This is a genomic window from Lysinibacillus sp. FW301-JW8 (assembly GCF_058788755.1).
Genome location: NZ_JBYTBB010000021.1, coordinates 1 through 25636, shown reverse-complemented (window position 1 = coordinate 25636; position 25636 = coordinate 1). Strand labels below are relative to the sequence as shown.

At 37.7% G+C, this 25636-nt stretch carries 24 protein-coding genes and 1 riboswitch; of the genes, 17 read left to right on the top strand and 7 right to left on the bottom strand.

Annotated elements, in window-relative coordinates:
* Window positions 1-52 precede the first annotated feature (52 nt).
* The 5 genes from AC3WOM_RS10735 (at window position 53) to AC3WOM_RS10715 (ending at window position 6819) form a co-directional block, all read left to right on the top strand.
* Window positions 53-1756 (top strand): methylmalonyl-CoA mutase family protein, encoded by a 1704-nt coding sequence (locus AC3WOM_RS10735; protein ID WP_492446680.1) that lies wholly within the window; start codon window positions 53-55, stop codon window positions 1754-1756.
* The gene (gene scpA, locus AC3WOM_RS10730) at window positions 1753-3906 is read left to right on the top strand and encodes a methylmalonyl-CoA mutase (protein ID WP_492446679.1); all 2154 of its coding nucleotides are present in this window, start codon (window positions 1753-1755) and stop codon (window positions 3904-3906) included. Before AC3WOM_RS10735 ends, scpA begins: the two co-directional genes overlap by 4 nt.
* Complete coding sequence (meaB, locus tag AC3WOM_RS10725; RefSeq protein WP_427539287.1) at window positions 3906-5003, top strand: methylmalonyl Co-A mutase-associated GTPase MeaB; 1098 nt, start codon at window positions 3906-3908, stop codon at window positions 5001-5003. The genes scpA and meaB overlap by 1 nt, the downstream gene beginning before the upstream one ends.
* Window positions 5004-5175: 172 nt before the next feature.
* The gene (locus AC3WOM_RS10720; RefSeq protein WP_427539284.1) at window positions 5176-5616 is read left to right on the top strand and encodes a BrxA/BrxB family bacilliredoxin; all 441 of its coding nucleotides are present in this window, start codon (window positions 5176-5178) and stop codon (window positions 5614-5616) included.
* Between the two features lie 225 nt (window positions 5617-5841).
* The gene (locus AC3WOM_RS10715; RefSeq protein WP_427539281.1) at window positions 5842-6819 is read left to right on the top strand and encodes an aromatic acid exporter family protein; all 978 of its coding nucleotides are present in this window, start codon (window positions 5842-5844) and stop codon (window positions 6817-6819) included.
* Between the two features lie 17 nt (window positions 6820-6836).
* On the opposite strand, the gene prli42 is transcribed toward AC3WOM_RS10715, so the two are convergent.
* A complete protein-coding gene (prli42, locus tag AC3WOM_RS10710; RefSeq protein WP_173479009.1) occupies window positions 6837-6932 on the bottom strand; it encodes a stressosome-associated protein Prli42 in 96 nt (31 codons plus the stop codon).
* Between the two features lie 125 nt (window positions 6933-7057).
* On the opposite strand from prli42, the gene mce reads away from it, so the two are divergent.
* From mce to AC3WOM_RS10680, 6 genes are all read left to right on the top strand, one after another.
* A complete protein-coding gene (gene mce, locus AC3WOM_RS10705) occupies window positions 7058-7471 on the top strand; it encodes a methylmalonyl-CoA epimerase (protein ID WP_053594596.1) in 414 nt (137 codons plus the stop codon).
* 5 nt (window positions 7472-7476) lie between these two features.
* Window positions 7477-9024: an acyl-CoA carboxylase subunit beta gene (locus AC3WOM_RS10700; protein ID WP_427539276.1), complete on the top strand. Its 1548-nt coding sequence runs from the start codon at window positions 7477-7479 to the stop codon at window positions 9022-9024.
* Between the two features lie 142 nt (window positions 9025-9166).
* A complete protein-coding gene (locus AC3WOM_RS10695) occupies window positions 9167-10120 on the top strand; it encodes a hypothetical protein (protein ID WP_492446675.1) in 954 nt (317 codons plus the stop codon).
* Between the two features lie 352 nt (window positions 10121-10472).
* Entirely contained in the window at window positions 10473-11588 is a 1116-nt protein-coding gene (locus tag AC3WOM_RS10690) for a M20/M25/M40 family metallo-hydrolase (RefSeq protein WP_492446674.1), read from the top strand.
* Window positions 11589-11614: 26 nt separating this feature from the next.
* Complete coding sequence (locus AC3WOM_RS10685) at window positions 11615-12103, top strand: chemotaxis protein CheW (RefSeq protein ID WP_427539267.1); 489 nt, start codon at window positions 11615-11617, stop codon at window positions 12101-12103.
* 135 nt (window positions 12104-12238) lie between these two features.
* Window positions 12239-12325, top strand: a riboswitch (cyclic di-GMP riboswitch).
* A 43-nt stretch (window positions 12326-12368) separates the two neighbouring features.
* A complete protein-coding gene (locus AC3WOM_RS10680; protein WP_492446672.1) occupies window positions 12369-13256 on the top strand; it encodes an amidase in 888 nt (295 codons plus the stop codon).
* Window positions 13257-13421: 165 nt separating this feature from the next.
* Here AC3WOM_RS10680 and nspC read toward each other — a convergent pair whose 3' ends face one another.
* From nspC to AC3WOM_RS10665, 3 genes are all read right to left on the bottom strand, one after another.
* Window positions 13422-14561, bottom strand: a complete 1140-nt coding sequence (gene nspC, locus AC3WOM_RS10675; RefSeq protein ID WP_492446671.1) for a carboxynorspermidine decarboxylase — start codon at window positions 14559-14561, stop codon at window positions 13422-13424.
* Complete coding sequence (locus AC3WOM_RS10670) at window positions 14558-15787, bottom strand: saccharopine dehydrogenase family protein (RefSeq protein ID WP_283868543.1); 1230 nt, start codon at window positions 15785-15787, stop codon at window positions 14558-14560. Before AC3WOM_RS10670 ends, nspC begins: the two co-directional genes overlap by 4 nt.
* Before the next feature lie 316 nt (window positions 15788-16103).
* Window positions 16104-16310: a hypothetical protein gene (locus AC3WOM_RS10665; protein ID WP_492446669.1), complete on the bottom strand. Its 207-nt coding sequence runs from the start codon at window positions 16308-16310 to the stop codon at window positions 16104-16106.
* Between the two features lie 202 nt (window positions 16311-16512).
* Here AC3WOM_RS10665 and AC3WOM_RS10660 point away from each other — a divergent pair, with 202 nt between their 5' ends.
* Together AC3WOM_RS10660 and AC3WOM_RS10655 are read left to right on the top strand one after the other, a co-directional pair.
* Window positions 16513-18228: a methyl-accepting chemotaxis protein gene (locus AC3WOM_RS10660; protein ID WP_492446668.1), complete on the top strand. Its 1716-nt coding sequence runs from the start codon at window positions 16513-16515 to the stop codon at window positions 18226-18228.
* A gap of 101 nt (window positions 18229-18329) precedes the next feature.
* Window positions 18330-19070 (top strand): tetratricopeptide repeat protein, encoded by a 741-nt coding sequence (locus AC3WOM_RS10655; protein WP_492446667.1) that lies wholly within the window; start codon window positions 18330-18332, stop codon window positions 19068-19070.
* Window positions 19071-19122: 52 nt separating this feature from the next.
* Here the strand turns inward: AC3WOM_RS10655 and AC3WOM_RS10650 are convergent, their stop codons facing one another.
* A complete protein-coding gene (locus AC3WOM_RS10650; protein WP_492446724.1) occupies window positions 19123-19635 on the bottom strand; it encodes a DUF3221 domain-containing protein in 513 nt (170 codons plus the stop codon).
* A 354-nt stretch (window positions 19636-19989) separates the two neighbouring features.
* Between AC3WOM_RS10650 and AC3WOM_RS10645 the strand changes: the two genes are divergently transcribed.
* Entirely contained in the window at window positions 19990-20622 is a 633-nt protein-coding gene (locus AC3WOM_RS10645; protein ID WP_427539245.1) for a LysE family transporter, read from the top strand.
* Between the two features lie 53 nt (window positions 20623-20675).
* Here the strand turns inward: AC3WOM_RS10645 and AC3WOM_RS10640 are convergent, their stop codons facing one another.
* Window positions 20676-21722 carry a Cj0069 family protein gene (locus AC3WOM_RS10640; protein ID WP_427539242.1) on the bottom strand — a complete coding sequence of 349 codons (1047 nt, stop codon included), beginning with the start codon at window positions 21720-21722 and terminating at the stop codon, window positions 20676-20678.
* Window positions 21723-21887: 165 nt separating this feature from the next.
* Window positions 21888-22829: a DMT family transporter gene (locus AC3WOM_RS10635; RefSeq protein WP_492446665.1), complete on the bottom strand. Its 942-nt coding sequence runs from the start codon at window positions 22827-22829 to the stop codon at window positions 21888-21890.
* 107 nt (window positions 22830-22936) lie between these two features.
* Between AC3WOM_RS10635 and AC3WOM_RS10630 the strand changes: the two genes are divergently transcribed.
* The 3 genes from AC3WOM_RS10630 (at window position 22937) to AC3WOM_RS10620 (ending at window position 25505) form a co-directional block, all read left to right on the top strand.
* Window positions 22937-23821, top strand: a complete 885-nt coding sequence (locus AC3WOM_RS10630) for an AraC family transcriptional regulator (protein WP_492446664.1) — start codon at window positions 22937-22939, stop codon at window positions 23819-23821.
* Window positions 23822-23976: 155 nt separating this feature from the next.
* Complete coding sequence (locus AC3WOM_RS10625; protein WP_492446662.1) at window positions 23977-24471, top strand: MarR family winged helix-turn-helix transcriptional regulator; 495 nt, start codon at window positions 23977-23979, stop codon at window positions 24469-24471.
* Complete coding sequence (locus tag AC3WOM_RS10620; RefSeq protein ID WP_492446661.1) at window positions 24468-25505, top strand: beta-carotene 15,15'-monooxygenase; 1038 nt, start codon at window positions 24468-24470, stop codon at window positions 25503-25505. Before AC3WOM_RS10625 ends, AC3WOM_RS10620 begins: the two co-directional genes overlap by 4 nt.
* Window positions 25506-25636: the final 131 nt, after the last annotated feature.

Genomic DNA, 25636 nt, shown 5'->3' with positions numbered 1-25636 from the left:
TGTAGAATAACAAATAGAAACTACTAAGGGGGGAAGCTGATTAAGCGTCCGCATGTCAAACAACATGAAAAATATTGAATTTGAAAAGCCATCCTATTCAGAATGGCAAGATGCAGCAATCAAGGCTTTAAAAGGGAAACCATTCGAGTCTCTTTTAACGAAAACAAGTGAAGGTGTTACATTAGAACCTCTTTACACACAAGAAAGTTTAGTAGCAAAACTTGGTGAAGAACTTGATAAACAAGTTGCCACAATCCGTTCCCTGCAAAATAGTCAAGTCTTTAAAGTGGCACAGCAAGTATATGCTGACACAGGTGAAGCATTATTTGCTCAGCTTGATGATAGTTTAGCACGTGGAAATGAAGTAGTAACAATTGATAGCCGTGTTAATTTTGAATGGACTGAAGAAATAGTAGCAAAATTAGCGGCTTATTTCTCAGAATATTCGTTTAAAATTACGGTTGAAAATTCAAATGACCCATTACTAGCAGTATTCGACAACATTGCCATTGAACAACGAGAAGCTGCCAAAGGTTTCATCGTTTCAAAAAACCCTATCACTTTAACTGATTTTCCGAACGTGCGCTCAATCGGTGCAGATACTACGGTTTATCACAATCAAGGAGCAAACGCTGTACAAGAATTAGCCTATGCACTTGCGTTTGCGGCTAAATATGCAGAGCAAGAAGAAAGCTTTGAAGCCTTTGCACAGCAATTTTTTGTATCCTTTGCTGTTGATACACAGTTCTTTACAGAGATTGCTAAGCTTCGTGCTTTTAAAGTGCTTTGGAAAGCGTTCTCATCTGCTTATGGTGCAGAAGAAAATATTAAAATTCCAACTCTTGCAGAAACGTCATTAAGAAGCTTCTCAAAACTAGATGTTTATGTAAATCTATTACGTGCAGCAAATGAAGCGCTTTCTGGCCTAATTGGCGGGGCAGACGTCTTTACTGTTCATCCACATGATGCATTAGCAAAGCCAACTGATCAATCAGTTCGTATCGCACGTAATGTATCTTTAGTTTTAAAAGAAGAAACAAATGTGTTAAAAGTAACTGACCCAGCTGGTGGTTCATATTTCATTGAGTCATTAACAGCTGATTTTGTGAAAGAAGCTTGGGCATTATTCTTAGATATTGAAGCTGCTGGAGGAATTGATGCTTATACTGCTTCAGGTAAGCTAGCAGAAGAATTGGAAAAATCATATCAAGCTCGTATTAAAGCCACACAAACACGTAAGCAATCTCTAATTGGTACAAATATTTATGCGAATCCTGCTGATTTGCTTGAAAATGAAACAAACCCACTATTTGCAGAAATTAAGCGAATTGCTATACCTTTCGAGCAATTACGAGCAGAAATGACTGCAGCCAGTGTGAAAACAGGAATCTTAGCATTAGGTACATTAAAAAGCTCGAAACCACGTGCAGATTTTGTATCTGGTTTCTTAAATACAGTAGGTTTAGTACCAGAAAAAAGCGAACCAATTACAACGGCTGAAGAAGCAGTAGCTTGGTTAAAAGCTACAGAAGCAACCTATGTGGTGATTGCTGGCAATGATGATGATACAAAAGAATTAGTACCAGCAATTCTAGCCGGTAAGCCTGCTAATGTACTTGTTGATGTTGCAGGAAAATTTAAAGACGAAGAAGAAGCTTGGTTAGCAGATGGCTTATGCGGCTTTATTTTCGCAGGACAGAACATCATTGAAAAATTAAATTCAGTGTTCGCTAGCATGAAGGAGGTCCAACGATGAGCAAGCCAAATTTTAGTGCAATTGAAATTGAAAAAGTATTAGCAGCTGAAGCACCTTTGGCGTCAGAAGAAAAATTCATGACGAATGAAGGTATTGAGATTAAAGATATTTATACAAAAGAAGATATTAAAGATTCGAAACATTTAAATGATGTGGCAGGTATAGCACCAAATACACGTGGTCCATACCCTACGATGTATGTAGCACGTCCTTGGACTGTTCGCCAATACGCTGGTTTCTCTACAGCTGAAGAATCCAATGCATTCTACAAACGTAATCTGGCGATGGGGCAAAAAGGTCTTTCTGTTGCATTTGACTTAGCAACGCACCGTGGTTATGACTCCGATCATCCACGTGTAACTGGGGATGTTGGTAAAGCTGGGGTTGCCATTGACTCTGTTGAAGATATGAAAATCCTATTTGACCAAATTCCTTTAGATCAAATGTCCGTGTCAATGACAATGAATGGTGCGGTATTACCAGTCTTGGCATTCTATATCGTTGCAGCTGAAGAGCAGGGGGTTACACCTGACAAACTTGCTGGTACGATTCAAAATGATATTTTAAAAGAATACATGGTTCGTAATACTTATATTTACCCACCAGCAATGTCTATGAAAATTATCGCAGATATTTTCGAATATACAGCAAAATTTATGCCAAAATTTAACTCTATTTCGATTTCTGGTTACCATATTCAAGAAGCTGGTGCAACTAATGACATCGAGCTTGCTTATACATTGGCAGATGGTCTTGAATATGTCCGTACGGGATTGAAAGCTGGAATCGATATTGATGCCTTTGCACCGCGCCTATCATTCTTCTGGGCAATTGGCATGAATTATTACATGGAAGTTGCGAAAATGCGTGCTGCTCGCCGTATCTGGGCGCAAATGATGTCTACGTTCAACCCGAAAAATTCAAAGACGTTAGCACTTCGTACACATTCACAAACATCTGGCTGGTCTTTAACGGAGCAAGATCCATTTAATAACGTAACACGTACATTAATTGAGGCTAATGCATCCTCAATGGGTCATACACAATCACTTCATACAAACGCGCTGGATGAGGCCATTGCTCTACCAACAGACTTCTCTGCTCGTATCGCACGTAATACACAGTTATTCTTACAAGAAGAAACGGCTATGACGAAAGTGATTGATCCATGGGGTGGTTCATACTATGTGGAGAAATTAACGGAAGAAATTACAAAATCTGCGTGGGCATTAATTGAAGAAATTGAAGAACTGGGTGGAATGGCGAAAGCGATTGAAACAGGTCTTCCAAAAATGAAGGTCGAGGAAGCTGCAGCAAAACGTCAGGCGAAAATTGACTCTAAATCAGAAACAATTGTTGGTGTCAATAAATATCGTCTAGAAAAAGAAGAGCCTATTGATATTCTTGACATCGACAACACATTAGTGCGTCAAAAACAAATTGAGCGCTTAGAATCAATGCGTGCTGCTCGTAATGAAGAAGAAGTACAAAAACATCTTGCTAGACTAACAGAAGCTGCAAAAGAAGGCGGAGAAAACTTATTAGCAGTAGCGGTAGATGCAGCGCGTGCTCGTGCGTCTTTAGGGGAAATTTCAGATGCAATTGAAGTTGTCTCTGGCCGACATAAAGCAATCATCCGTTCAATTTCAGGTGTATACTCTGCAAACTTCTCTGATGAAGAGCAGATTCTTGAAGTAAAACGAATGACAGACGAATTCCTTGAAAATGAAGGTCGTCGCCCACGTATTTTAGTAGCAAAAATGGGACAAGACGGTCATGATCGCGGTGCCAAAGTTATCGCAACAGGCTATGCTGACTTAGGTTTTGACGTAGATATTTCTCCACTGTTTATGACACCAGAAGAAACAGCGCAAATGGCGGTTGAAAACGATGTGCATTGTATCGGTGTGTCCTCTTTAGCAGCAGGTCACAAAACATTAGTTCCTGCACTGGTATCTGAGCTAACAAAGCTAGGTCGTGAAGATATTATCATTATTGTTGGCGGTGTTATTCCAGCACAGGATTATGAATTCCTTTATGAAGCTGGTGCTGTAGCAATCTTTGGTCCAGGTACAGTAATTCCTGTATCTGCCATTAAAATTATTGAAGAAATCTACAAACGCTTAGGTTATGAGGAAGTGTCTAAGTAATGGACAAAAACAAAGAGATGCAGGATAGTGCACTATTTGTCATGGATGGAGTAGCAGCATCTCACGATGGTATGCAGTATGGTGTACCAAAAAAATTCCGAAAGAAAAAAGCTGATAAAATTGATATACAGGGGCTTGCTCGTGAGGTAATGGCAGGTTCCCGTACTCAATTATCGAGGGCGATAACACTCATTGAAAGCTCAAATGCTGTGCATAAAGCGCAGGCTCAAGAGCTTTTACAGGAGCTTCTACCACATACAGGAAACAGTGTTCGTATTGGCATTACAGGGGTTCCTGGTGCTGGAAAAAGCTCATTTATTGAAGCTTTCGGAACGATGCTTTGTGAGATGGGGAAAAAAGTAGCAGTCCTAGCGATTGATCCAAGTTCCTCTCTATCAGGGGGAAGTATTTTAGGCGATAAAACACGTATGGAGGAGCTTGTGAAGAAATCGAATGCATTTGTTCGACCATCTCCTTCAGCTGGTACCCTAGGGGGTGTCCATAAAAAAACTCGTGAAACAATGCTAGTTTGTGAAGCTGCTGGCTATGATGTTATTTTAATTGAAACTGTCGGTGTTGGACAAAGCGAAACATATGTCCGAGGTATGGTTGATTTCTTCTTGTTGCTAGTATTAACAGGAGCCGGTGACGAGCTACAAGGCATGAAAAAGGGTATTATGGAGTTAGCAGATGCCATCGTTGTGCATAAGGCTGATGGAGATAACGTACGTTTAGCCAAAAAAACTGTATCTGAGTATAAGCAAATTTTGCATTTCTTACAGCCAGCTACTCCAGGATGGATGTCTACTGCTATGCCAGTTAGCTCATGGGAAAAACGCGGCCTCGACAAAGTATGGAATACAATCGGAGAATTTAGACAAACGGTTGAAACAAATAATTACTGGTCAATTAGACGTCAAAATCAAACCAAGGATTGGTTCCAATCAATGATTACTGACCATTTAATTGATGCGTTTTACGGTAATTCAGAGCGTAAGGCGCAAGTACAACTGTTAGAACACCAAATTTTAAATGGACAGCTGACAGTAACACAAGGTGTAGATCGTTTATTTAGCGATAATCAATCACAGCAATAAACTGTTGCTGCATCTTCATTCAGCAAATGTGTTAGTGTCGAAAGCATCGAAATCAAGACGAAATTACTGAGCAAGTAGGTGCACAAAATCGCTACTAACTGCTATGATAGGAGATGTATTAGTGTCAGTCTAAAGTCTAAGGTGACACGAACTTGAAAGGAGCTATCGCTATATGAATATGGATTACGATTTATTTATGCAAGAAATTTTAAAAACAGCACGTGCAGAAATTGAGGCTGCAGGTTATGAGCAGCTACGCACACCAGAGGCTGTTGAAGAGGCGTTTGCTCGTCCAGGTACAACATTAGTTATGGTCAATTCAGTTTGCGGCTGTGCAGGAGGTATTGCACGTCCAGCAGCAGCACAAAGCGTTCATTATGATAAACGTCCAAATCATCTTGTTACAGTTTTTGCTGGTCAAGATAAAGAAGCAACGGCAGCTGCTCGTTATCACTTCGGTGAAGATCACTTACCATCCTCTCCATCTTTTGTACTATTAAAGGATGGACAAGTGGTAGCTGAAGTTGGACGCTATGAAATTGAAGGTCACGATCCAATGTCTGTTGTGACAAATTTACAAGCAAACTTTGAAGAATACTGCGATGAACTTTAATATTATTCATTAATTAATTTGATAAGTAGAACGCTCCGCAGCAACAACGCTGGCTGCGGAGGCTGTTCCTTGTCATTAATAGTAGATAATTTGTTCTCATTAAGTAATGATGGCTAAAGTATATTTGGAATTTTTTAAATATTAGCTAAATTATGCGCTTAAAAAATTGAATTATTTTAATGAATACATTAAGTGAAGAGTAATGAAGGATGGGAGGCAGTCGACTTGAAGAAGTTTTCAATCGGCTATCGTACATTAAAAACGGCAACTGGTGCAGCCATTGCAATAGCCATTGCCCAGTATTTTGAATTAGCTTCTTATGCATCTGCTGGTATTTTAACAATACTTTGTGTACAGCCAACGAAGAAAAAATCCCTTCATGCTGCTTATACACGATTTGTCGCAAGTATTATCGGTATGCTTTATGCCTTTTTGAGCTTTGAGCTATTTTCATATCACCCACTCACACTAGCGGGAATGCTCATTATTTTTATTCCAACAATAGTGTCATTGAAGGTAGCAGACGGCTTTGTCTCAAGTGCTGTAATTATTATGCATATTTATGCTGCTGAAAAATTTTCGTGGACATTGGTTTCTAATGAATTAGCTTTAATGGCAATTGGTTATGGGACAGGAATAGCGATTAATATGTATATGCCAGATATTCAAAAGGAATTAAATTACTATCGAGTTAAAATTGAGGAACTATATAGTAAAATTTTTTTAGAAATTGCAAACTATTTAAGAGAAGGCGATACATTGTGGGATGGGCGAGAAATAATTGAAGCCATTACAGCTTTAAATAATGCGAAATCATTAGCCTTTAAAGATGTTGAAAATCATTTTATGAGACGAAAAAATGATTACTATGTCTATTTTGATATGCGTGAACAGCAGCTCGAAATTATTGAAAGAGTACTCCCGAAAATAACAGCCCTACCTGTTATAGTACAAGAGGCAACGATAGTGGCAGACTTTGTTCAAGATCTTGCTGAACATGTTCATTCAGGAAATACGGCTAGTCATTTTAGAGAGAAGCTTGAGCAGGTTAGGCGAGATTTTGCTCAGTTACCGCTACCGCAAAATCATGAGCAATTTTTAGCACAGGCAGCGCTTTATCAATTTATCGAAGAAATGGATCGATATTTAGAAATTAAACAGTCATTTAAGGGTTTGAAAGTAAAGAAAGAGCGCCCGCAGTAATGCGGACGCTACGCTTTTTACACTAACATGGATAAACCAAACGCTAGAGATGAAATTACCATGATCGCTATCATTGCATAAACAACGATTTTTTGAAATTTTTTATTGCTCATATGCTCGTTCGCTCCTTCTTTTCTTATAAATAGTTTAGCAAATCTGAAAAATTTCTCAAGTAGTAGAGTTTTGACAAAAAAGTCTGTAAAATAGAGTATGTACCATAACAGAAGGAGATGTCACCATGGAGAAAGTAGACCATATTGGGATTGCGGTGCGTGATCTTGATGAACGCATTACATATTATACAGAAACTTTAGGCTTAAAGTTGTTAAAAGTGGAAGAGGTTGAATCTCAACAGGTTCGTGTTGCATTTATAGATGCTGGCAACGTGAAAATCGAATTATTGGAACCGATGAGTGAAAAAAGTGCTATTCATGGATTTATCGAAAAACGTGGAGAAGGTATTCACCATGTAGCTTTCGGTGTGACAGGGATTCGTGAGCGTATGGCAGAGCTTCGTGAAAAAGGCGTGCGTCTTTTATCAGAAGAGCCAGGACCAGGTGCTGGTGGTGCAGAGGTAGCCTTCATGCATCCTAAATCATCTTTCGGTGTACTATATGAATTATGCGATAAAAGTGGAAAAGGGGATAAGTGATTAGTATGGATATGTTCGACAAAATTAATGAGTTATATGACCGTAAGACGGTAATTGAACTTGGTGGTGGCTATGAGCGCATCGACAAGCAACATGAAAAAGGTAAATTAACTGCTCGTGAGCGCATTGAATTATTGCTGGACGAAGATACATTTTTCGAGATCAACCCATTCATTACACACCGTACAGTAGACTTCGGTATGGACAAGATGGAAGGACCTGGTGATGGTGTAGTTACTGGTTTCGGTAAAATTAATGGACGTTCTGTTTACTTATTCTCTCAAGATTTCACTGTATTTGGTGGAGCGCTTGGTGAAATGCATGCGAAAAAAATGGCCACAGTAATGGATCTTGCTGCTAAAAATGGTACACCATTCATTGGTATTAATGATTCTGGTGGTGCACGTATTCAAGAAGGAGTACTTTCACTTGATGGATACGGTCATATTTTCTATCGTAATGCTATCTACTCTGGCGTAATCCCACAAATTTCAGTAATTATGGGACCATGTGCTGGAGGAGCAGTTTATTCTCCAGCCATCACAGACTTTATCCTAATGGTTGATAAAACATCTCAAATGTTCATTACAGGACCTAAAGTAATTGAAACAGTTACAGGTGAAAAAATTTCTGCTGAAGATTTAGGTGGTTCTAAAGTAAATAACGCTGTAAGTGGTAATGCACACTTCCGTGCACCATCTGAAGAAGAAGCAATCGATCAAATTAAAAAACTATTAAGCTATCTTCCACAAAATAATAAAGAAAAAGCACCACGTCAGGCACGTCCAGAGGGTGATGACTACCGCCCTGAAATCGTGGATACTGTGCCGATCGAAACAACTCGTCCTTATGATGTACGTAGAGTAGTTGAGCAAGTAGTGGACGAAGGCTCATTTATGGAAGTTCACTCAGAATTTGCGAAAAACGTAGTAGTAGGTTTTGCACGTATTGCGGGTGAATCTGTTGGTCTTGTATGTAATCAACCAAAAGTACTTGCTGGTGGACTAGATATCGATTCTTCTGACAAAGCGGCTCGTTTCATCCGTACATGTGATGCATACAATGTTCCAATCATCACATTTGAGGACGTTTCTGGCTTTTTCCCAGGTGTTAAACAAGAACATGGTGGAATTATCCGTCATGGAGCAAAAATTCTTTATGCATACTCTGAAGCAACTGTACCGAAAATTACAGTTATTTTACGTAAAGCATACGGTGGTGCTTATGTTGCACTTAACTCAAAATCAATTGGAGCTGACCTCGTATTTGCTTGGCCAAACGCTGAAATTGCCGTTATGGGTGCAGCAGGTGCAGCAAATATTATCTTTGCACGCGAAATTGCAAAATCGGATGATCCAGAAGCAACACGTGCAGCGAAAATTGAGGAATACAAAGAAAAATTCGCAAACCCATATGTTGCAGCATCTCGCGGTATGGTAGATGATGTCATTGATCCACGTGATACACGTATTAAGCTAATTCAAGGCTTAGATATGCTTTCAAATAAGCATGAATCACGTCCAGAGAAAAAGCACGGAAACATTCCACTATAAAATTAGTACAAGTCCAGTAGCCATTTGGTTGCTGGGCTTTCCTTTTGATTCAAAAAAAATGACGAAAAATGATAAAAGATGACAGATAATTGAAACATTTATTCTTTTCATCCGTACAAATAAATAAGAGGAGTTGGGATGAATGGAATGGAGACAGTTACAAAATGAACAGGAAATAATACATGCACAATTAAGAAATATCAGTAGATTAAATGAACAAAAGCTATTAATTGAAAAGCAACTTGAGCGTGCACAACAGGACATTTACAAACACTCTATAGCACTCAATCACATTCGAACGAAACTTGATAAATTAGAAGGATTTTCGTTTATGAATTTGATTCGTACGTGGACGGGGCAACAAGATGAGCTACGAACAGAGAAAATTGATAAAGCAGCCGTTCTTGAATTAAAAATAAATGAAGCAAAGAAAATGCAAGAAGATTTAACAAACGATTTAGCACAAGCTAAGTCAAAGCTTACTGAAATTAATGAACAACATTTACAAGAAGCTTTAAGCCAGCTGAATGCTAAAAAGAAAAATTACTTACAAATACATGAACCAGAGCAAGCAAAAAAATTAGAGCGATTAGCGCATGAGGAAATAATAACGAAGCAATTAATTGTGGAAATGAAGGAAGCAGAAGAGGCTGGTGAAACTGCATTAACAAAGCTTGGGCAAGCAGCGGCTTCCCTACATTCCGCTAATGGTTTTTCAACATGGGATACGTTTTTGGGAGGTGGACTTATTGCTACGCATTTAAAGCATGATGCACTTAATCAGTCTGAAAATTATCTTCACGATGCACAAATTGCTTTACAGCGATTTCATAATGAACTTCTTGACGTCCATGATTTATCAACGAAATCATTACATGTTGAAACAGATGGTTTTGTAAAATTTGCAGACTATTTCTTTGATGATATTTTCTCAGCTTGGTCTGTTCACTCTAAAATTTCAACTGCTAGGGAGCAAGTATCCCGTGTGCAAGATGATGTACATAATACAATTTGGCGTTTACAGGATAAGCATCATAAAGCGGTTGAACATCTTCAGTCACTTGAGCGAGAAAAAGAGGCTATCTTTCAACTATAAGAAGCTTGTGGAAAGGGATAAACCCCTTCTTTCACAGGCTTTTTATCTTCATTCAGCAAATATTTTTTGTATCATCTGTGCGAAAGCGAAGCGACAGCAACAACACACGACCGAGTGACCAACATCATGCTACTGGTGCTGCGTTAGCACTACGTTTTCGCGCAAAACATCTGCAGGTCTAAGCACAAAGCCGATTCCGGACGTAATTATGCCGAGGCATAATTGATCTCCTTCTCCTTCCAAAAATTAGTCTCGTTCTGCTAGCGAATTATTTCAACTCCTCAAACGTTGTGCTAAAATAATACATATACTATAACGTGGCAATACACGTAAACTAAGGGAGTCTTACAACATGACAAGTCGTTTAGTGGAAGAGTTTTTCGAGCTCGTACAAATTGATTCAGAAACAAAATATGAGCATGTAATTGCACCGATTTTAATGGACAAATTAACAGCGCTTGGTTTTTCAGTAGAACAGGATGATGCCCATACACGTAATGGACATGGAGCAGGCAATATATTGGCTACTTTAAAAGGTTCATTAGATGTTGAACCAATTTATTTTACTTCTCATATGGATACGGTTGTACCAGGTAAAGGAATTAAACCTTCTTTACGTGAGGATGGTTACATTGTGTCAGATGGTACTACAATTTTAGGTGCTGATGATAAAGCTGGATTAGCGGCATTGCTAGAAATGGTGAAGCGTTTAAAAGAGCAGAATATTGAGCATGGAGATATTGAATTTATCATCACTGCAGGTGAGGAAAGTGGACTTGTAGGTGCTAAAGAATTAGATCCATCTAAAATTAAAGCTAAATATGGCTTTGCAGTGGACAGTGATGGCAAAGTGGGTGGAATTGTCACAGCAGCACCCTATCAAGCAAAAATCTTCGCTAAAATTATTGGCAAAACTGCCCATGCTGGTGTGGCTCCAGAAAAAGGAGTGTCAGCGATTACAGTTGCTGCCAAATGTATTGCACAAATGAAGCTAGGTCGCTTAGATGAAGAAACTACAGCAAATATTGGCCGTTTTGAGGGTGGTCAGGCTACGAATATTGTATGTGATGAAGTGAATATTCTTGCAGAGGCTCGCTCAATTGATAAAACGAAGCTCGATGCTCAAACGAAGCATATGCAGGAGACATTTGAACAAATATCTGCATCACTGGGAGCACGTGCTGAAGTTGAAGTCAAACTTATGTATCCAGGATTCCGAGTAACTGAAACAGATAAAGTCGTTCAAATCGCAATGGCAGCAGCACGTAACATTGATCGCACGCCAACGCTTGGTATTTCCGGAGGAGGCTCAGATGCAAATGTGATTGCAGGGTTTGGTATCCCTACGGTCAACCTTTCTGTAGGCTACGAAGATATTCATACAACAAATGAAAAAATTCCAGTAGAAGAATTAGAAAAATTAGCAGATTTACTAGTTGAAATTGTCAAAGAGTCTGCAAAAAAATAACAGCAGAAATTGAAGGATGTGACCGCATGGAGAGCGTAAAAGCAGTAGTATTTGCTTGTGGGACTGAGGAATATGCAGTGCCTGTGGAACAAGCAATTTCGATTGAAAAATTAGAGCATGTAACACCAATTCCTCATTTACCTAATTATCTTCTAGGCTTCACAAGAATTCGTGGTGAGCTTGTACCAGTGCTTGATTTTGAACGTATTCTTTATAATCGTTCTTCAAATGCTGCAACAGCACGTATTATAGTATTAAATACAGATGTTGTGAATTATGGATTACTCGTAACAGAGGCACGTGAAATTCTAGATTTTGACACGTCTATCTTACAGCAGATGGGACTTGTCAACTATTCAAAAACACGTTATTTTACAGCAGTAGCAAACCTAGAAAATCGTATGATTACTTATGTAGACCCAAAAATACTAGTCAATTCACTAGAAGGAATTCGTGAAATTATTAATTACTTGCATAAAATGCTTGAAAATGAACAAGAAAACGTAGATGCTTGAATGCTCTACGTTTTTTATTTTCTATAGTAAAAATAACCCGTAGATTTATTATTTGATTCCAGCGTATTTATGATTATTATGCATTTTTCCTACAGACATTTTTATTTTTCCAATGTATGATAAAAGTAAGAAAACAACTGTAAAAGGCAAACTTGTTGAAAGGGAAGAACGCAAAACCATGAGTCTAAACACTATTCTAGTGCATGATTTCATGTTACCAGGATCTGTTATAGGAGCCTTGGCGAATAGAATGGAGCTGTAAGATATGAAACGTTATTCACTATTAACAATAACTATTGTTATTTTTGTTACCATTGCCAGTGCGTTTGGACTATCATTTGGGAAGGTAGATGCAGTGACTGTGGAAGATAAGGCTACTTGGTTATGGGATACATCAAAAATTATTGAGGATGAGGCAGGAGTACTCTTATTTTTAGAGAATAAACAAGTAAACAAACTTTATTTACAGATTGATATGGATATAGTAAATGCCGATTATAAGCGCTTTATTGGTCACGCAACAGCAAAGGGCATCAAAATATATGCATTGGATGGAGCGCCAGATTGGGTATCCAAAGAAGGCTATAAAATGCAGGATCAGCTGTTTGATTGGTTACATACATACAATAGAAATGCTGAAGTAACAGAGCAATTTTCAGGTGTTCATCTTGATGTAGAGCCATACTTAAATAGTGGATGGAGTCACAATCGGACACAAACAATTGAATCCTATCAAGCACTTCTTACAAAAGCCAAAAGGGAAACCAAGCAGTTACATTTACCTTTGGAGGCCGATATGCCATTTTGGTTTGATGAAATTAAATTCAACAATCAATTTGGAAAAGGATTACTAGCAGAATGGGTGATAAACCAAGTAGAGAGTGTTTCTATTATGGCTTATCGAAATGCTGCAAAAGAAATTATTAAAGTTGTGCAACATGAAGTAGCCTATGCTAAGAAAGTTAACAAATCCATTGTTATTAGTGTTGAAACAGGGGCATTAGATGATGGTCAAAATATTACTTTTTATGATGATGGTGAAGCTTATATGAATAAACAACTAGCACTTGTTCAACGTCACTATGCCAAAAAAACAAGCTATCAAGGGGTTGCTATTCATCATGTTGATAGTTGGATGAATATGCAGCCATAATAAGAGCAAAGTACACTTAAAACCTATTCGAAGTTGAATGATGTAAAACACTAAGACTATTTTTCTTGAGTTAGGAGGAAAGTAGTCTTTTATAACCCAAAGTAGTTAACAACAAAACACCTCCAACCCAAGCATTCAGCTTAGTTGGAGGTGTTTGCCATTTGATTAAGAAAGTCGACCGCTATAGTCTTCAAATGTAAATTCACGAATGACTTTAATGCCTTCTTCATCATTGTAAGAAACGATTGAAGGTAAGTTGACACCGTTAAACATATGATTTTTCACCATTGAATAATGGGCCATATCCGTAAATACAAGACGATCACCTGGTTTTAATGGCTGCTCAAATGAATAATCGCCAATTACATCACCAGCAAGACATGTAAGTCCACCTAGGCGATATGTGTGGGCTAATTCATTAGCTTGACCAGAACCAATAATCATTGGACGGTAGGGCATTTCAAGTACGTCAGGCATATGACATGTTGCTGATGTATCTAAAATAGCAAGATCCATCCCATTTTCTTGGATATCAAGCACGGTAGCTACTAAATAACCAGTATTAAGGGCTACTGCTTCACCTGGCTCTAAATACACAAGCAGGTTATATTTTTCTTGCACATAATTAATGATGTTCACAAGCTTCTCTACATCATAATCTTCACGTGTAATATGGTGTCCTCCACCAAAGTTCAACCATTTCATTTGGTGTAAAACATCACCAAATTTTTCTTCTACTACTTCAATAATACGCTCTAACGTATCTGAATTTTGTTCACACATCGCATGGAAATGTAAGCCATCAATACCTTCAAGCTGGGATTTATCAAAGTTAGCCAAAGTTGTTCCAAGACGGGAATTCGTATAGCAAGGATCGTATAGTGCTGTTTCAATTTCCGAGTACTCAGGATTCACACGAATACCACATTCAATTGTTTTACCAGCAGATTTCACTTTATCCTTGAACTGAGCCCATTGGTTAAATGAGTTAAACACGACGTGATCTACATAGCCAAGCAGCTCGTCCATTTCATGCTCAATATAAGCAGGAGCATAAACATGAACTTCTTTGCCCATTTTTTCATAGCCAAGACGTGCTTCATGCAGTGAGCTGGCTGTTATGCCAGCTAAATATTCCCCTACTAAAGGGAATGTTGAATGCATAGAGAAACCTTTAAGGGCTAGTAAAATGCGGCAGCCTGTGCGATCTTGAATTGATTTTAAAAGCTCAAGATTTTTTGTTAATAATCGCTCATCCACTACATAAGAAGGGGATGGAACTTTTGAAAAATCAATTGGTTTCATCGGCTTAATTCCTTTGCATCTAAATCAAGGTCAAGTAACTCTGGGTTATGGCTTTCTTGCCATGGTAGACCCCATTTATTTAATGCATCCATGAACGGATCTGGATTGAAATCTTCTACATTCCAAACACCTGGTTTGCGCCATTCACCGTTCATCACAAGCATTGCACCAATCATAGCTGGTACGCCAGTTGTGTAAGAAATCGCTTGTGAACCAACTTCGTTATAGCATTCTTCGTGGTCGCATACGTTGTATACATAATACGTTTTTTCTTTGCCATCTTTTAGACCGCGAATGATACAACCGATATTTGTTTTACCTTTTGTACGTGGTCCAAGAGAAGCTGGATCTGGTAATACCGCTTTAAGGAAGTGGATTGGTTGAATCATTTGACCCTCAAATTCGATAGGTTCGATTGATGTCATGCCAACGTTTTCTAATACTTTTAAGTGTGTTAAGTATTTTTCAGAGAACGTCATCCAGAAGCGGATTTGTTTTAAACCTTTGATATTTTTCGCAAGTGATTCAAGCTCTTCATGGTATAGAAGGTAAATATCTTTTGGTCCGATTTCTGGTAAGTTATAAACTTCTTTTTTCTCAAGTGGTGCTGTTTCAACCCACTTGCCTTCTTTCCAGTAACGACCATTCGCTGTAATTTCGCGAATGTTAATTTCTGGATTGAAGTTTGTTGCGAAATGATAACCATGATCTCCCGCATTTGCATCCACGATATCGATATAGTGGATTTCATCAAACTCATGTTTTTGCGCATGAGCTGTGAAAACGCCTGTTACACCTGGATCAAAACCGCTACCAAGTAATGCAGTTAAGCCAGCTTTTTCAAACTTCTCTTTATAAGCCCATTGCCATTTATATTCAAATTTTGCCGTTTCAGGTGGCTCGTAGTTTGCAGTATCCACATAGTGCACACCTGTCGCTAAGCAAGCATCCATAATCGTTAAGTCCTGATAAGGTAGTGCAACGTTAATGACTACATCTGGTCCGAAAGCTTTAATAAGCTCAATAACCTCTTCTGTATTGTCTGCGTCTACCTGTGCAGTATGAATTTTTGTTTTTCCGCCGTCTAGTTTTTCTTTTAGAGCGTCACATTTTGAAACAGTTCTACTTGCGATACAAATTTCCTCAAATACGTCCGAATTTTGAACACACTTGTGTACCACAACACTGGCAACTCCGCCAGCTCCGATAATCAATGCTTTACCCAATTGTCTACCCCCAAGTTCATATAAAGTATTGTCAAACAAGCTGATTATACAGAAAATTGATTTACTACTCAATCATTGTTTTTAAATTTTCTACAAAAAAATTTATTTTTCTACAACAATTGGACTTATTTTCTCCTGATAAAGCCGAATGGTTCAACAATAATCAGTGGGAAATAGAATTCTATCAGTGATCGAAGTTTCTCTTTATGACTATGGTAAGGAAAAGGAAGTTCATAAAAAAACCCCTTTGCTCTAAAGCAAGAAGGGAAAAGTTCAAATAGATTTAAATTCATTAAACATCAAAATAATCGTCATGTTATTTAGAAAAACGATTTGAAATTTGTTTCTTTTCATCTCCCCATACATAAAAAAAGATCATGAGCAATGTACTTAAAAACCCCATTACGAGGGCATAGGTACTGAGTGCCACATCCACATGACTCTGCATAGCATAAATGAAAATAGCTCCGAGTATTAACAAATTTCCAATAATAAGCGATACAACATGAAAACGTCTATTCATAGCAAGCCCTCCTAAATGAAGATTTTATGCCCAACAGATGAAGATATAGTACATCAATTATCTCATAATTCAGAACTTTATCCAACACTTTTCCATTCTATTATTTAGTAAAAGATGCTTTTTAAATACATCTTTTTATAGTATGATAAGAAATAAAGATGAATATTCATAGATTTTTACTAGAAAGGAGAGATGATGAATCGTGAGATTACGAAATTCATTAACTTTTCAACTTGGAACGATCATTGCTGGTATCTTAGTGGTGATGCTAGGAATTACATCGTTCGCTACATACATAACTGCTTATAATAAATTATATGATGCAGCGGGAATCGAGGCATATGGATGTGCCAATATAACAACAGGCTTGATCCGCCCAGAAGATATGGAACAAGCATTGAGTGGGGAGCAAGCGGCAAAAGAGCGTATTGGCAAGGATTTAAACTGGACAACAGGACACAAAGATATCTTTCAAACTCAATATATTTTAACGCTAGATGGTACCTTATTAGCCTTAGATGATCATTTGGCAGAGAAGGGCTTTGCACCTGGAGATACGTTTTACATGGACACAGAGGCAATCCAATTATTACTTGAGAAAAAGCATCCAACTTACTCTGAACCTTATACATATGGTGGAATGGAGCGATTATCAGGCTATGCACCTATTTTTAAGGATCATGATACAAGCAAGGAAATCATCGCGATTAGTGTCATTGATTTCGATGCTACTATTGTGAAGGAGCGAACGTGGGATGTTGTGCGTAGTGGTATTTTAATTAGTATTTTTCCAATGTTAATTGCTTCAATTATTACAGGCTTTTTAATTCGTCGTAAGGTTAAGCCTATTACCTTACTAATTCATCAGGCCAAGCAGATTGCAAATGGTAATTTAGCAGTAGAAGAAATGAAAGTAAAAAGGAATGATGAGGTAGGGGATTTAGCAAGCACATTAGATCGTATGACTGTAAACTTACAAAATATGATTATGACGATGCGCGCTACTTCTATTACATTAGCCACGAATGCTGATGAAACCGCTAACACATTAAATGAAATGTCGAATACGATTCAAGGCGTGGCGCACAATATCTATGAGGTTACGGCGACAGTAACAGAGGGGCTGCATCATGCGGAGAATGCAACAGGTGTACTTACATCCCTAGCAGAGGATTTACAAACTATAAAAGCGAAAGCAGACACAAGTGTTGAAACCTCCCGAGGGACAATGAAAATTGCCGCGGAAGGAGAGCAGCTTGCTAAGGATATAAATAATGATATGACTTTAATCCGTAATGGTTCTGATATGGTTAGTAACACCGTTAGCAATTTAGTCACATCAGCAACGCGCGTTCAGGCTATTACGACATCCATTGCTGGTATTGCTGAACAAACCAACTTACTGGCTTTGAATGCCTCCATTGAAGCAGCAAGAGCAGGCGAACATGGCAAGGGCTTTGCAGTCGTAGCAGAGGAAGTTCGAAAACTTGCTGAGCAATCGAATCAAGAAGTATTAAAGGTTGACCAGCTTATTCAAGAAATTATGGGACATATTCAGCAGGTTACTTCTTCAACACAGGATAATACTAAATATATCGAAAAGGGAACAAAAACAGTTCGTTTAACTGCTCAATCATTAGGAAATATTTCAACAGCTGTTTCACATACTGTGGAAGAAATTATTGAAATATCACATGCTATGACATTGGAAACAGAGAAATCAGATCATGTTGTTCAGATGATTCAACAATTAACGCAGTCCATTCAAGAGATTGAAGAAACATTAAATACGATTACAGCGGCAGCCCAGCAAACAACAGCAAGTATTGATGAGGTAGCCCGTAGCTCAAATGAAACGAATCAAATGGCACATACACTTGAACAACATGTAAAGTCATTTAAATTAAAAGAATGTTAAAAGTTTTAGTCTTCGTATTACATGATAAGCGCTCCTTTTCTCTTGAAAGATGGTAAACTACCAATAAGACTTTTCTTTTGGTGAAGGTGAGGATTTTAATAGTGATTAAACAGTTTGATGAGCAAGTCCAACAGATTAATGAACTATTTGTAAATGGGAGCGTGAAGGAAAGCTATCAGTTAGCCAAAAACGTTGTAGCTGATAGTGCATTTGCAGAGCATGCCGCATTTGCCATGATTCAGCAGCATGTTGCGTTATTGGAGGCGAATGGCTATGCGAATATGCCAACTCCTGCTGATGAAAAGGTGAAGCAAAGTATAGAGCGTGCAGATGGCTCCTATCCAGAGCGTGATGTCCTTTCGGCTTATACGGGAACTCAGGATGATGAGCAGTTTGGTAAAGTGGTGGATGAATTGCTGGCTGGGTCTATCGAAGCACAGGCAAATGCTTACTATACAATGGCTGAATATTTTGTTTTGGCGAAAGAGCATGATAAGGCAATGATTCAATATGCCGAAGCAATCAAGCTACAACCAAATAAGGCACTTTACTGGGGAGCTTTCGCGCAATTTCTGAATCGCAGTGAGGGCAGTCCATATTTAGCACTCCGTCTCATTGAAGACGCGATTCAGCTAGATAGCATGAACCCACGCTGGCATTATATTCAAGGGAATATTTTTTTCCAGCTTGTTGCAACTAAAAAAAATTTAAGCTATTTACCTGCTTTAGAGGAGGCATGGGAAAAGGCTAAGAAGCGTTGCTCTGCTAAGCAGGTAATGTTAAAGATGGACATTGCAAAATCCACTGACGTTCTGGCTCAATGGAAAAAGCAAATGCTTTAAGGGAATGGGCATCTCTTACTAGGAGAGATGCCTTTTTTTACACCAAAACAGATTACTTCTTAGCATCCTTTATATGTATAGATATTTCAGGCTTGTTTAAATTCATATTTTCAAAGCTCACATCCCAGCTATTTGTTTGTTTTTTATACTCCATTTTTGTTAGAATTGGGGAATAGTAATGCTCTCCAGTGATTGTATCAAGCTCATTTACAGCTTGCTGAATAACTTCTTTTTCCGTTAAAATCGTCTCTGTTTTTTCTTGTTCTTCTACAACAAACCTAGTAGCACCTGCACGTCCCGGATACGATAAAAAAGAAGCTCCATACCAAACATACATATAATCTCCAATTTCTACACCTTTACTTTTCTCTGAAGAAAACCAAATGGCATCGAAATATTCATCACCGTCTTCTTGATACCGTGGCTCATGATCTACGACTAAAAATCTTCCTTCCTGTAAAGCTGTTACATAGCCAGAAATGGATGCAGATGAATATTCTTCTTTTATAGATTTTTCAGGGTGAGAACAGCTGCTCAAGCCTATTAGGGCCATTATCAATAGCATTCTTTTCAATTCAAATCTACCTCCTACATACATATAGTTTTTCTGAGGAAATTAGCTTGAATTCCTCTTTACGAAATTTTTTCTTAAGTAAGTGATTAGTCATTCTTTTCAAAAGTAACCTATCTGTATTAGTTTAGGACAATAATAATTGGTTTTAGTTAATGGTGGAAGAGGGAACCTTTATTGATAAAAATATTACTTTATTGGGAATGATATGAAATATAGTTTGCATTTTCAATATTATTCTATAAAGCTGAATAATTATTAATAATTCCTTACAATGTCGTATTTTTATGCTATAATCAAACAAACGGACGTAAGAAGCTTATTTTATAGCATGAAAGAAGTGTTTGTTTGAGTTTATATGTAGCATATGTATTGGTAGGACTTGCGATTGCCATGCCAGTCGGAGCCATCACCGTCGAAATGACGAAGCAGGGTTTAAAGAATGGCTTTATCCATGGCTGGGCAGTTGGACTCGGTGGCATGACGATTGATGTAGTATTAGTATTTGCATTGTATATGGGTTTAGCCTCGATTTTAGCAATGCCGATTATTCAAATTCCAATGTGGATAATAGGCGCAGGCTTTTTATTCTTCTTGGGACTGGATTCAATAAAAAATGCGGATCATGATATTACGCTAGCAGGAGAAAAAGTAACGAAATCGTTTTTTACTTCTTATCGTAATGGACTACTAGTAGCCATTTCGCCTGGAAATCTCGTATTTTGGGTGAATGTTTTCGGTGTGGTTCTAGCCAAATCATATGGTCAAGGTGAGTCAACTAGCTTTTTAGTCATTGCAGCGGGTGTTCTGAGCGGTATATTATTGCATGATATTGGCTTAATGGCCATTGTTTCAGTGACTCGTAAAGCGATGAGTCGTAAGGTCATTAAGACCCTTACAATGGCAGCAGGTGTCTTACTAATTGGCTTTGCAGGATATTTTATCTATGAATTTATTCAAGCGATTAAGGTCTATATATGAAAAAAAAGTGCGATTCACAAGGGTCGCACTTTTTTTATAGAAATTAATATGGGTTACGCGGAAACCTCTGTACGCTCCTTGATACAAGCGATAATTTCCTCAGCTACTTGGTGTGCTAACGTAAGCTCAGAAGTAAAGCCTACACAAGAGCAATTCATCTCACCTAAAATATAGCAATCTTCTCCTGCTGCATCTGTATCTAACATAAAATCTGCCGTCCATATTAGTGGCAAATCATAGCCACCAAGCAGGTTAGTTACAAGAGGTAACTGTGTTAAGAAGTTTTGTACCAGCTCTTCCCAGTCCTCTGGAGAATCATAGCGGTACTTCGCACCAGAAAATAATGTAGCGCTAAAGGCATCCTCAGAATCAGCAGGTTTTTTATGTACAACGTGTACGGGTTTATCACGTAGCATAAATAAGCGAATCTCTCCCTCTGTAATACGTGGCAGGAAGCGCATATCTATGAGCATACCATTCGCACCTGTAATGTACTGCTCACAAAACGTCATAAATTCACCAAGCTTCCAATATTCCACATGATTATCCTTGGCTTCCGTACATTTAATTTGAGCATCAAGTGGTACTTCCGTGACTCCTTCTGCAAGAGGTTCCACCAATTTTACTCGCCAAATACCTTCTCCTGTTGAACCACGATTTTGCTTTAAAACGCGCTCTGTAATGGCAAGAGAGGTAGGGAATTGGGCTTTAAATGCTTCAATCGTATAATAGGCAAATGTATCATCAGGCACTAAATTGGTAGAGACCAACTTTGATAAGACATCTTTTGAGCCATAACCAATCATTGCATCAGGATGTGGCATACCGATGACACCCGTATTACATAAGTCTCGTAACATCGCAAAATATTCTTCCTCATGCTGTAAATTTCCAGGATTGATACGTGATACATAAGCGATTCCATTTTCTTTAACGTAATTAAAAATTTCTTCTTTTCTTGTCACATCAAAGAAAATAACCTCCGCATCCTGACCACGTTGCTTTAACGCATCCACCATTGGCATTGTATCTTTCCTATAGCCATCAGGCCCCTTATCCGAACCACCGCGTACCTCGAAAAATATAACTTTTTTATCCATTTAAATACCTCCTTAGTATGATGATAGTTTCAGTATAATTGACTGATAGGGATAAAAGATATATAAAATATGTAAATTTTATGTATTAATTTAAATTTTATCCCGCATTAACACGCTCCTATCATGCTAAGTGAAGCAATATGCAGCTTGTGTTCCTCGAAATCGCTATAAATCCGCATTAGTTTGTAATGGTTGTTGCTTTTTCGGGAAGACCGTGAGATATAGGATCATACAAAGAATCAGCATTGTTCCAAGCAGTTGAAAACCTCCAAAGTCAATTTTGAGCCATAATACACTCGTAATAACAGCTGTTAAAGGTTCTAAACTTCCCAGTAGGCTAGTTTCTTTTGGCGTTAAATAATGCAGGCTAGCAATATAAAACCAAAAGGCCAGCATCGTTCCAAAAATAACTATAAACAAAAAATACACAATGGTTGTCAATGCCCAATCAGATATGTTAATTTGCCATGGCTGGTGAAAAAGGCTCATCACGATCCCGCCAATAACCATCGACCACCCTACCACTAACAATGAATGAAACTGCTGTAAAAGCGGTACAGCATATAACGTATAAAAAGCTGCAGAAAGACCAGATAAAATACCCCAAAACACTGCCATGCTTGGAACAGAGAGAGTTGAAAAGGAGCCATTTGTAAGTAATAAGAAAGTACCGACCAGCGTCAATGTGACAGCGATACCATCCTGTCTTGTTAATTGACTATGCTTCGTTACTAAATAATAGCCCATAATAAAAAGAGGTGCTAGGTATTGAAGTAATGTCGCGACAGCTGAGTTACCGATTGAAATCGACATCATATACGTATATTGAACCGCAAGCATGCCAAGTAAACTAAATAATATTTGTCTAAAGGCATTGTGCTTCGTACGAAACATAACAAAAATTGAATTTTTCCAATGTGTTATTTTATAGATACCGATTAATAATAGACCTGCTATAAGAAGGCGACTTGAAACGAGCCATCCTACCTCGATATTTTCCTGCTGAAAAAGCTTTTGTGCAACAGTTCCGCCGATACCCCAAAAGCTTGCCCCCAGAATGACGAGAATATAACCAAAAGTACGTTTGTTAAGTTGTGTTTGATTCACTTTGACATCTCCTAAACTATCAATATAAAGTAATTATAAGGATTTATAAATGTAATAAATATCGATTTAATGGTTAAAAGTATCAAAATATTGAGGTGAACAGAAAAATGGCCTTAACACATATAAAAATTGCAAAGGATTTACAAGAACTAACCTCACATGGAACGAAGGCATTTCCAGTTGCTTTGTATGAGACGACTATGCGACTAGAAAGCTTGGATTTTTTGCCATTGCATTGGCATAAAGAAATTCAATTCGTTTATGTGAAAGAGGGGAATGTAGAATATCGAGTAGGGGCAGATGTTTTTATACTTGAGGAGGGAGATGGACTATTTATCAATGCTTTAGGGCTGCACGAGGCGAAGCCATATGAAATAGATCTGGCAAGAATTTACTGTGTGAATGTGGACCCAATGTTGCTCGGAGGGCATGAGGGGAGTATATTTGCTGAGAAATATATAAAGCCATATATTACAAGTAATCGCTTCCCTTATGTAAGACTTTCAGGGGAGTTAGCGCAAAAGGTAAAAGAGATAGCAACCATATTACAAAAGCAAGATGATTTTTATGAGTTAACAATGTGGAGAGAGCTTGTAACTATTTGGGAAGCTATGCTAACCCAATCCATGCTGACAGTGGAAATGCTAGAACCTGCGAAAATTGTCCAGCATGAACGAGTGAAGGAAATGCTAGATTATTTACATGTAAATTATGCAGAGAAAATAGTATTGGATCAATTAGCTGCACATGTTTATTTAAGCAGGGCAGAGTGCAGTCGTTTGTTTAAAAAAATGGTGGGTATGTCACCATTTGGCTATTTATTACAGTATCGACTTCGTAAAAGTTTGCAATTATTACGAGATAGTGAGCAATCCATCACTACTATTGCAGCAACAACCGGTTTTAGTACAGTTAGTTATTATATTGAGAGATTTAAGGATTATACAGGGTTTTCTCCATATGTCTATCGCAAAAGATTTTGTAAAAAATAAGAGTTATACATTAATATGAAAAATTTTTGACAAAATATTAGAGTAAAAACATCCATTTTCGCTGGTGCTATTGACAATTATAACCACGAATAATAAGGTAATGTTAATAGTGAAGATGACTTTACTATTAATATTACTTTAAGGATTGAATGAAAATGATAAAAGATGAAGAGCATCTGTATCGCCTTGTTCAGGAGATAGATGAAGCCGTCTATTCAATGGATAGTCATTTTATTAAGATACATCAAGAATTATTGACCGATGATCTAACGCCTAAGCAAATGATTTTAATTGATTTTGTTAATAAAAATAGCCCTGTGACAATTGGACAAATTGCTAGCTATATGAATATCACTTCTAGTGCAGTGGGGCAATTGGTTAGTAAATTGGAAGAGCAGCACTATGTTTTTCGAAGCATTAATCCTGAAAATCGCCGAGAAATCATTGTACAACTGGATACAACAGGTGTGGAGTATGTTGAAAGGGAAGAAGAAATCAAACGGTTTATTATTTCTAAATATTATTCAAAGCTTGAACTGAATGAAATAGTGCAGCTAAAGGAGATTATTCAGAAGTTAAGTAAAATTGTGTTAGAGGAAGGATTAATTAATGAATTTCAGGTAACTAAAAAGAGGAGTGATAAAGTATGATTGCTTTAAAGAAAAAGCAAAATGTATGGTTAGCTTTTTTATTAGTTGTTCTTGCCAGTAATTACACACTTTATAATACGGGATTAGGTGTATCCATTTTACCAGCAGAAACAAAAGGGGTAGTCATCGGCTCATTAATTGATTTCGTCGTTGTTATGCCAATTTTATTTATGCTCTATAAAGGTAAGTATTCTGTAAAACAAGCAGTTCTTTTAGCCGCTGCTGGTTGTATCGTAGCACGTTTTATGATTCCCATCGATCACCTTCAGCCATTTGTAGCCATTACTTGGGCTGGGTTTGCGATTGAAGGTTCGATTATTCTATTAGAAATTTTGCTCGTCGTAACACTTGTCCGCTATATGCCTAAAATTCTAGCGGATGTAAGATTGAGTAATCTACCAGATTTGTTCTCCTTTTCAAAAGCAGTTGAGAAATATGCACCAAAGCATCCGATTATCCAAATGCTGTGCACAGACTTTTTGATGCTTTACTATGCTTTCGCAAGCTGGAAGAGAAAAGAGCCCTCAGGTTTAACCTTGCATAAGAGCTCTAGTTATATCGCCTTTCAAATTATGCTTATTCATGGAATTGTTATTGAAACAATTGGCATCCATTGGTGGCTGCACGAGAAGTCGATAGTACTCTCTATTCTTTTGCTTATTTTAAATATCTACTCTGTTATATTTTTTCTGGCGGATATGCAGGCTGTTCGTTTAAATCCTGTGCACGTTACATCTGATAAGTTATATTTATCATTAGGTCTAATGAAACGTGCAGAAATTTGCTTTGATAATATAGAAGAACTTATTGAAGATAAACAAGAGTTAGAAGGGAAATTATCGAAAGATACTATTGATTTTGTGGCCCGTGATTTCGGAGAGGCGTATCCTCAGTTTATCCTAAAGCTGAAGGAGCCAATAGAGGTTACGTTTTTGCTAGGTATTAAAAAGAAATATCACAAAATAGCTATTAAAGTAGATCAAAAACAAGAATTTAAAACAATTCTTGTACAAGGAATGGGTGTAAATTCATAGTTCTACAAAAATTAATTTTTGTTTCTAGGCTGAACGATAATAAATCGTTCAGCCTCATGTTGTTGAAATACTATTATGTCAATGACATCAAGGTGACAAATTAAAAAGTATAGTCCTTTTTCAAAACGAGG

Bases quoted from the DNA above. Each gene is read 5' to 3' on its own strand.
- AC3WOM_RS10735 (WP_492446680.1), top strand. From the start codon at position 53: ATGTCAAACAACATGAAAAATATTGAATTTGAAAAGCCATCCTATTCA.
- scpA (WP_492446679.1), top strand. From the start codon at position 1,753: ATGAGCAAGCCAAATTTTAGTGCAATTGAAATTGAAAAAGTATTAGCA.
- meaB (WP_427539287.1), top strand. From the start codon at position 3,906: ATGGACAAAAACAAAGAGATGCAGGATAGTGCACTATTTGTCATGGAT.
- AC3WOM_RS10720 (WP_427539284.1), top strand. From the start codon at position 5,176: ATGAATATGGATTACGATTTATTTATGCAAGAAATTTTAAAAACAGCA.
- prli42 (WP_173479009.1), bottom strand. From the start codon at position 6,932: ATGAGCAATAAAAAATTTCAAAAAATCGTTGTTTATGCAATGATAGCG.
- mce (WP_053594596.1), top strand. From the start codon at position 7,058: ATGGAGAAAGTAGACCATATTGGGATTGCGGTGCGTGATCTTGATGAA.
- AC3WOM_RS10700 (WP_427539276.1), top strand. From the start codon at position 7,477: ATGGATATGTTCGACAAAATTAATGAGTTATATGACCGTAAGACGGTA.
- AC3WOM_RS10695 (WP_492446675.1), top strand. From the start codon at position 9,167: ATGGAATGGAGACAGTTACAAAATGAACAGGAAATAATACATGCACAA.
- AC3WOM_RS10690 (WP_492446674.1), top strand. From the start codon at position 10,473: ATGACAAGTCGTTTAGTGGAAGAGTTTTTCGAGCTCGTACAAATTGAT.
- AC3WOM_RS10685 (WP_427539267.1), top strand. From the start codon at position 11,615: ATGGAGAGCGTAAAAGCAGTAGTATTTGCTTGTGGGACTGAGGAATAT.
- AC3WOM_RS10680 (WP_492446672.1), top strand. From the start codon at position 12,369: ATGAAACGTTATTCACTATTAACAATAACTATTGTTATTTTTGTTACC.
- nspC (WP_492446671.1), bottom strand. From the start codon at position 14,561: ATGAAACCAATTGATTTTTCAAAAGTTCCATCCCCTTCTTATGTAGTG.
- AC3WOM_RS10665 (WP_492446669.1), bottom strand. From the start codon at position 16,310: ATGAATAGACGTTTTCATGTTGTATCGCTTATTATTGGAAATTTGTTA.
- AC3WOM_RS10650 (WP_492446724.1), bottom strand. From the start codon at position 19,635: ATGCTATTGATAATGGCCCTAATAGGCTTGAGCAGCTGTTCTCACCCT.
- AC3WOM_RS10640 (WP_427539242.1), bottom strand. From the start codon at position 21,722: ATGGATAAAAAAGTTATATTTTTCGAGGTACGCGGTGGTTCGGATAAG.
- AC3WOM_RS10630 (WP_492446664.1), top strand. From the start codon at position 22,937: ATGGCCTTAACACATATAAAAATTGCAAAGGATTTACAAGAACTAACC.
- AC3WOM_RS10625 (WP_492446662.1), top strand. From the start codon at position 23,977: ATGATAAAAGATGAAGAGCATCTGTATCGCCTTGTTCAGGAGATAGAT.
- AC3WOM_RS10620 (WP_492446661.1), top strand. From the start codon at position 24,468: ATGATTGCTTTAAAGAAAAAGCAAAATGTATGGTTAGCTTTTTTATTA.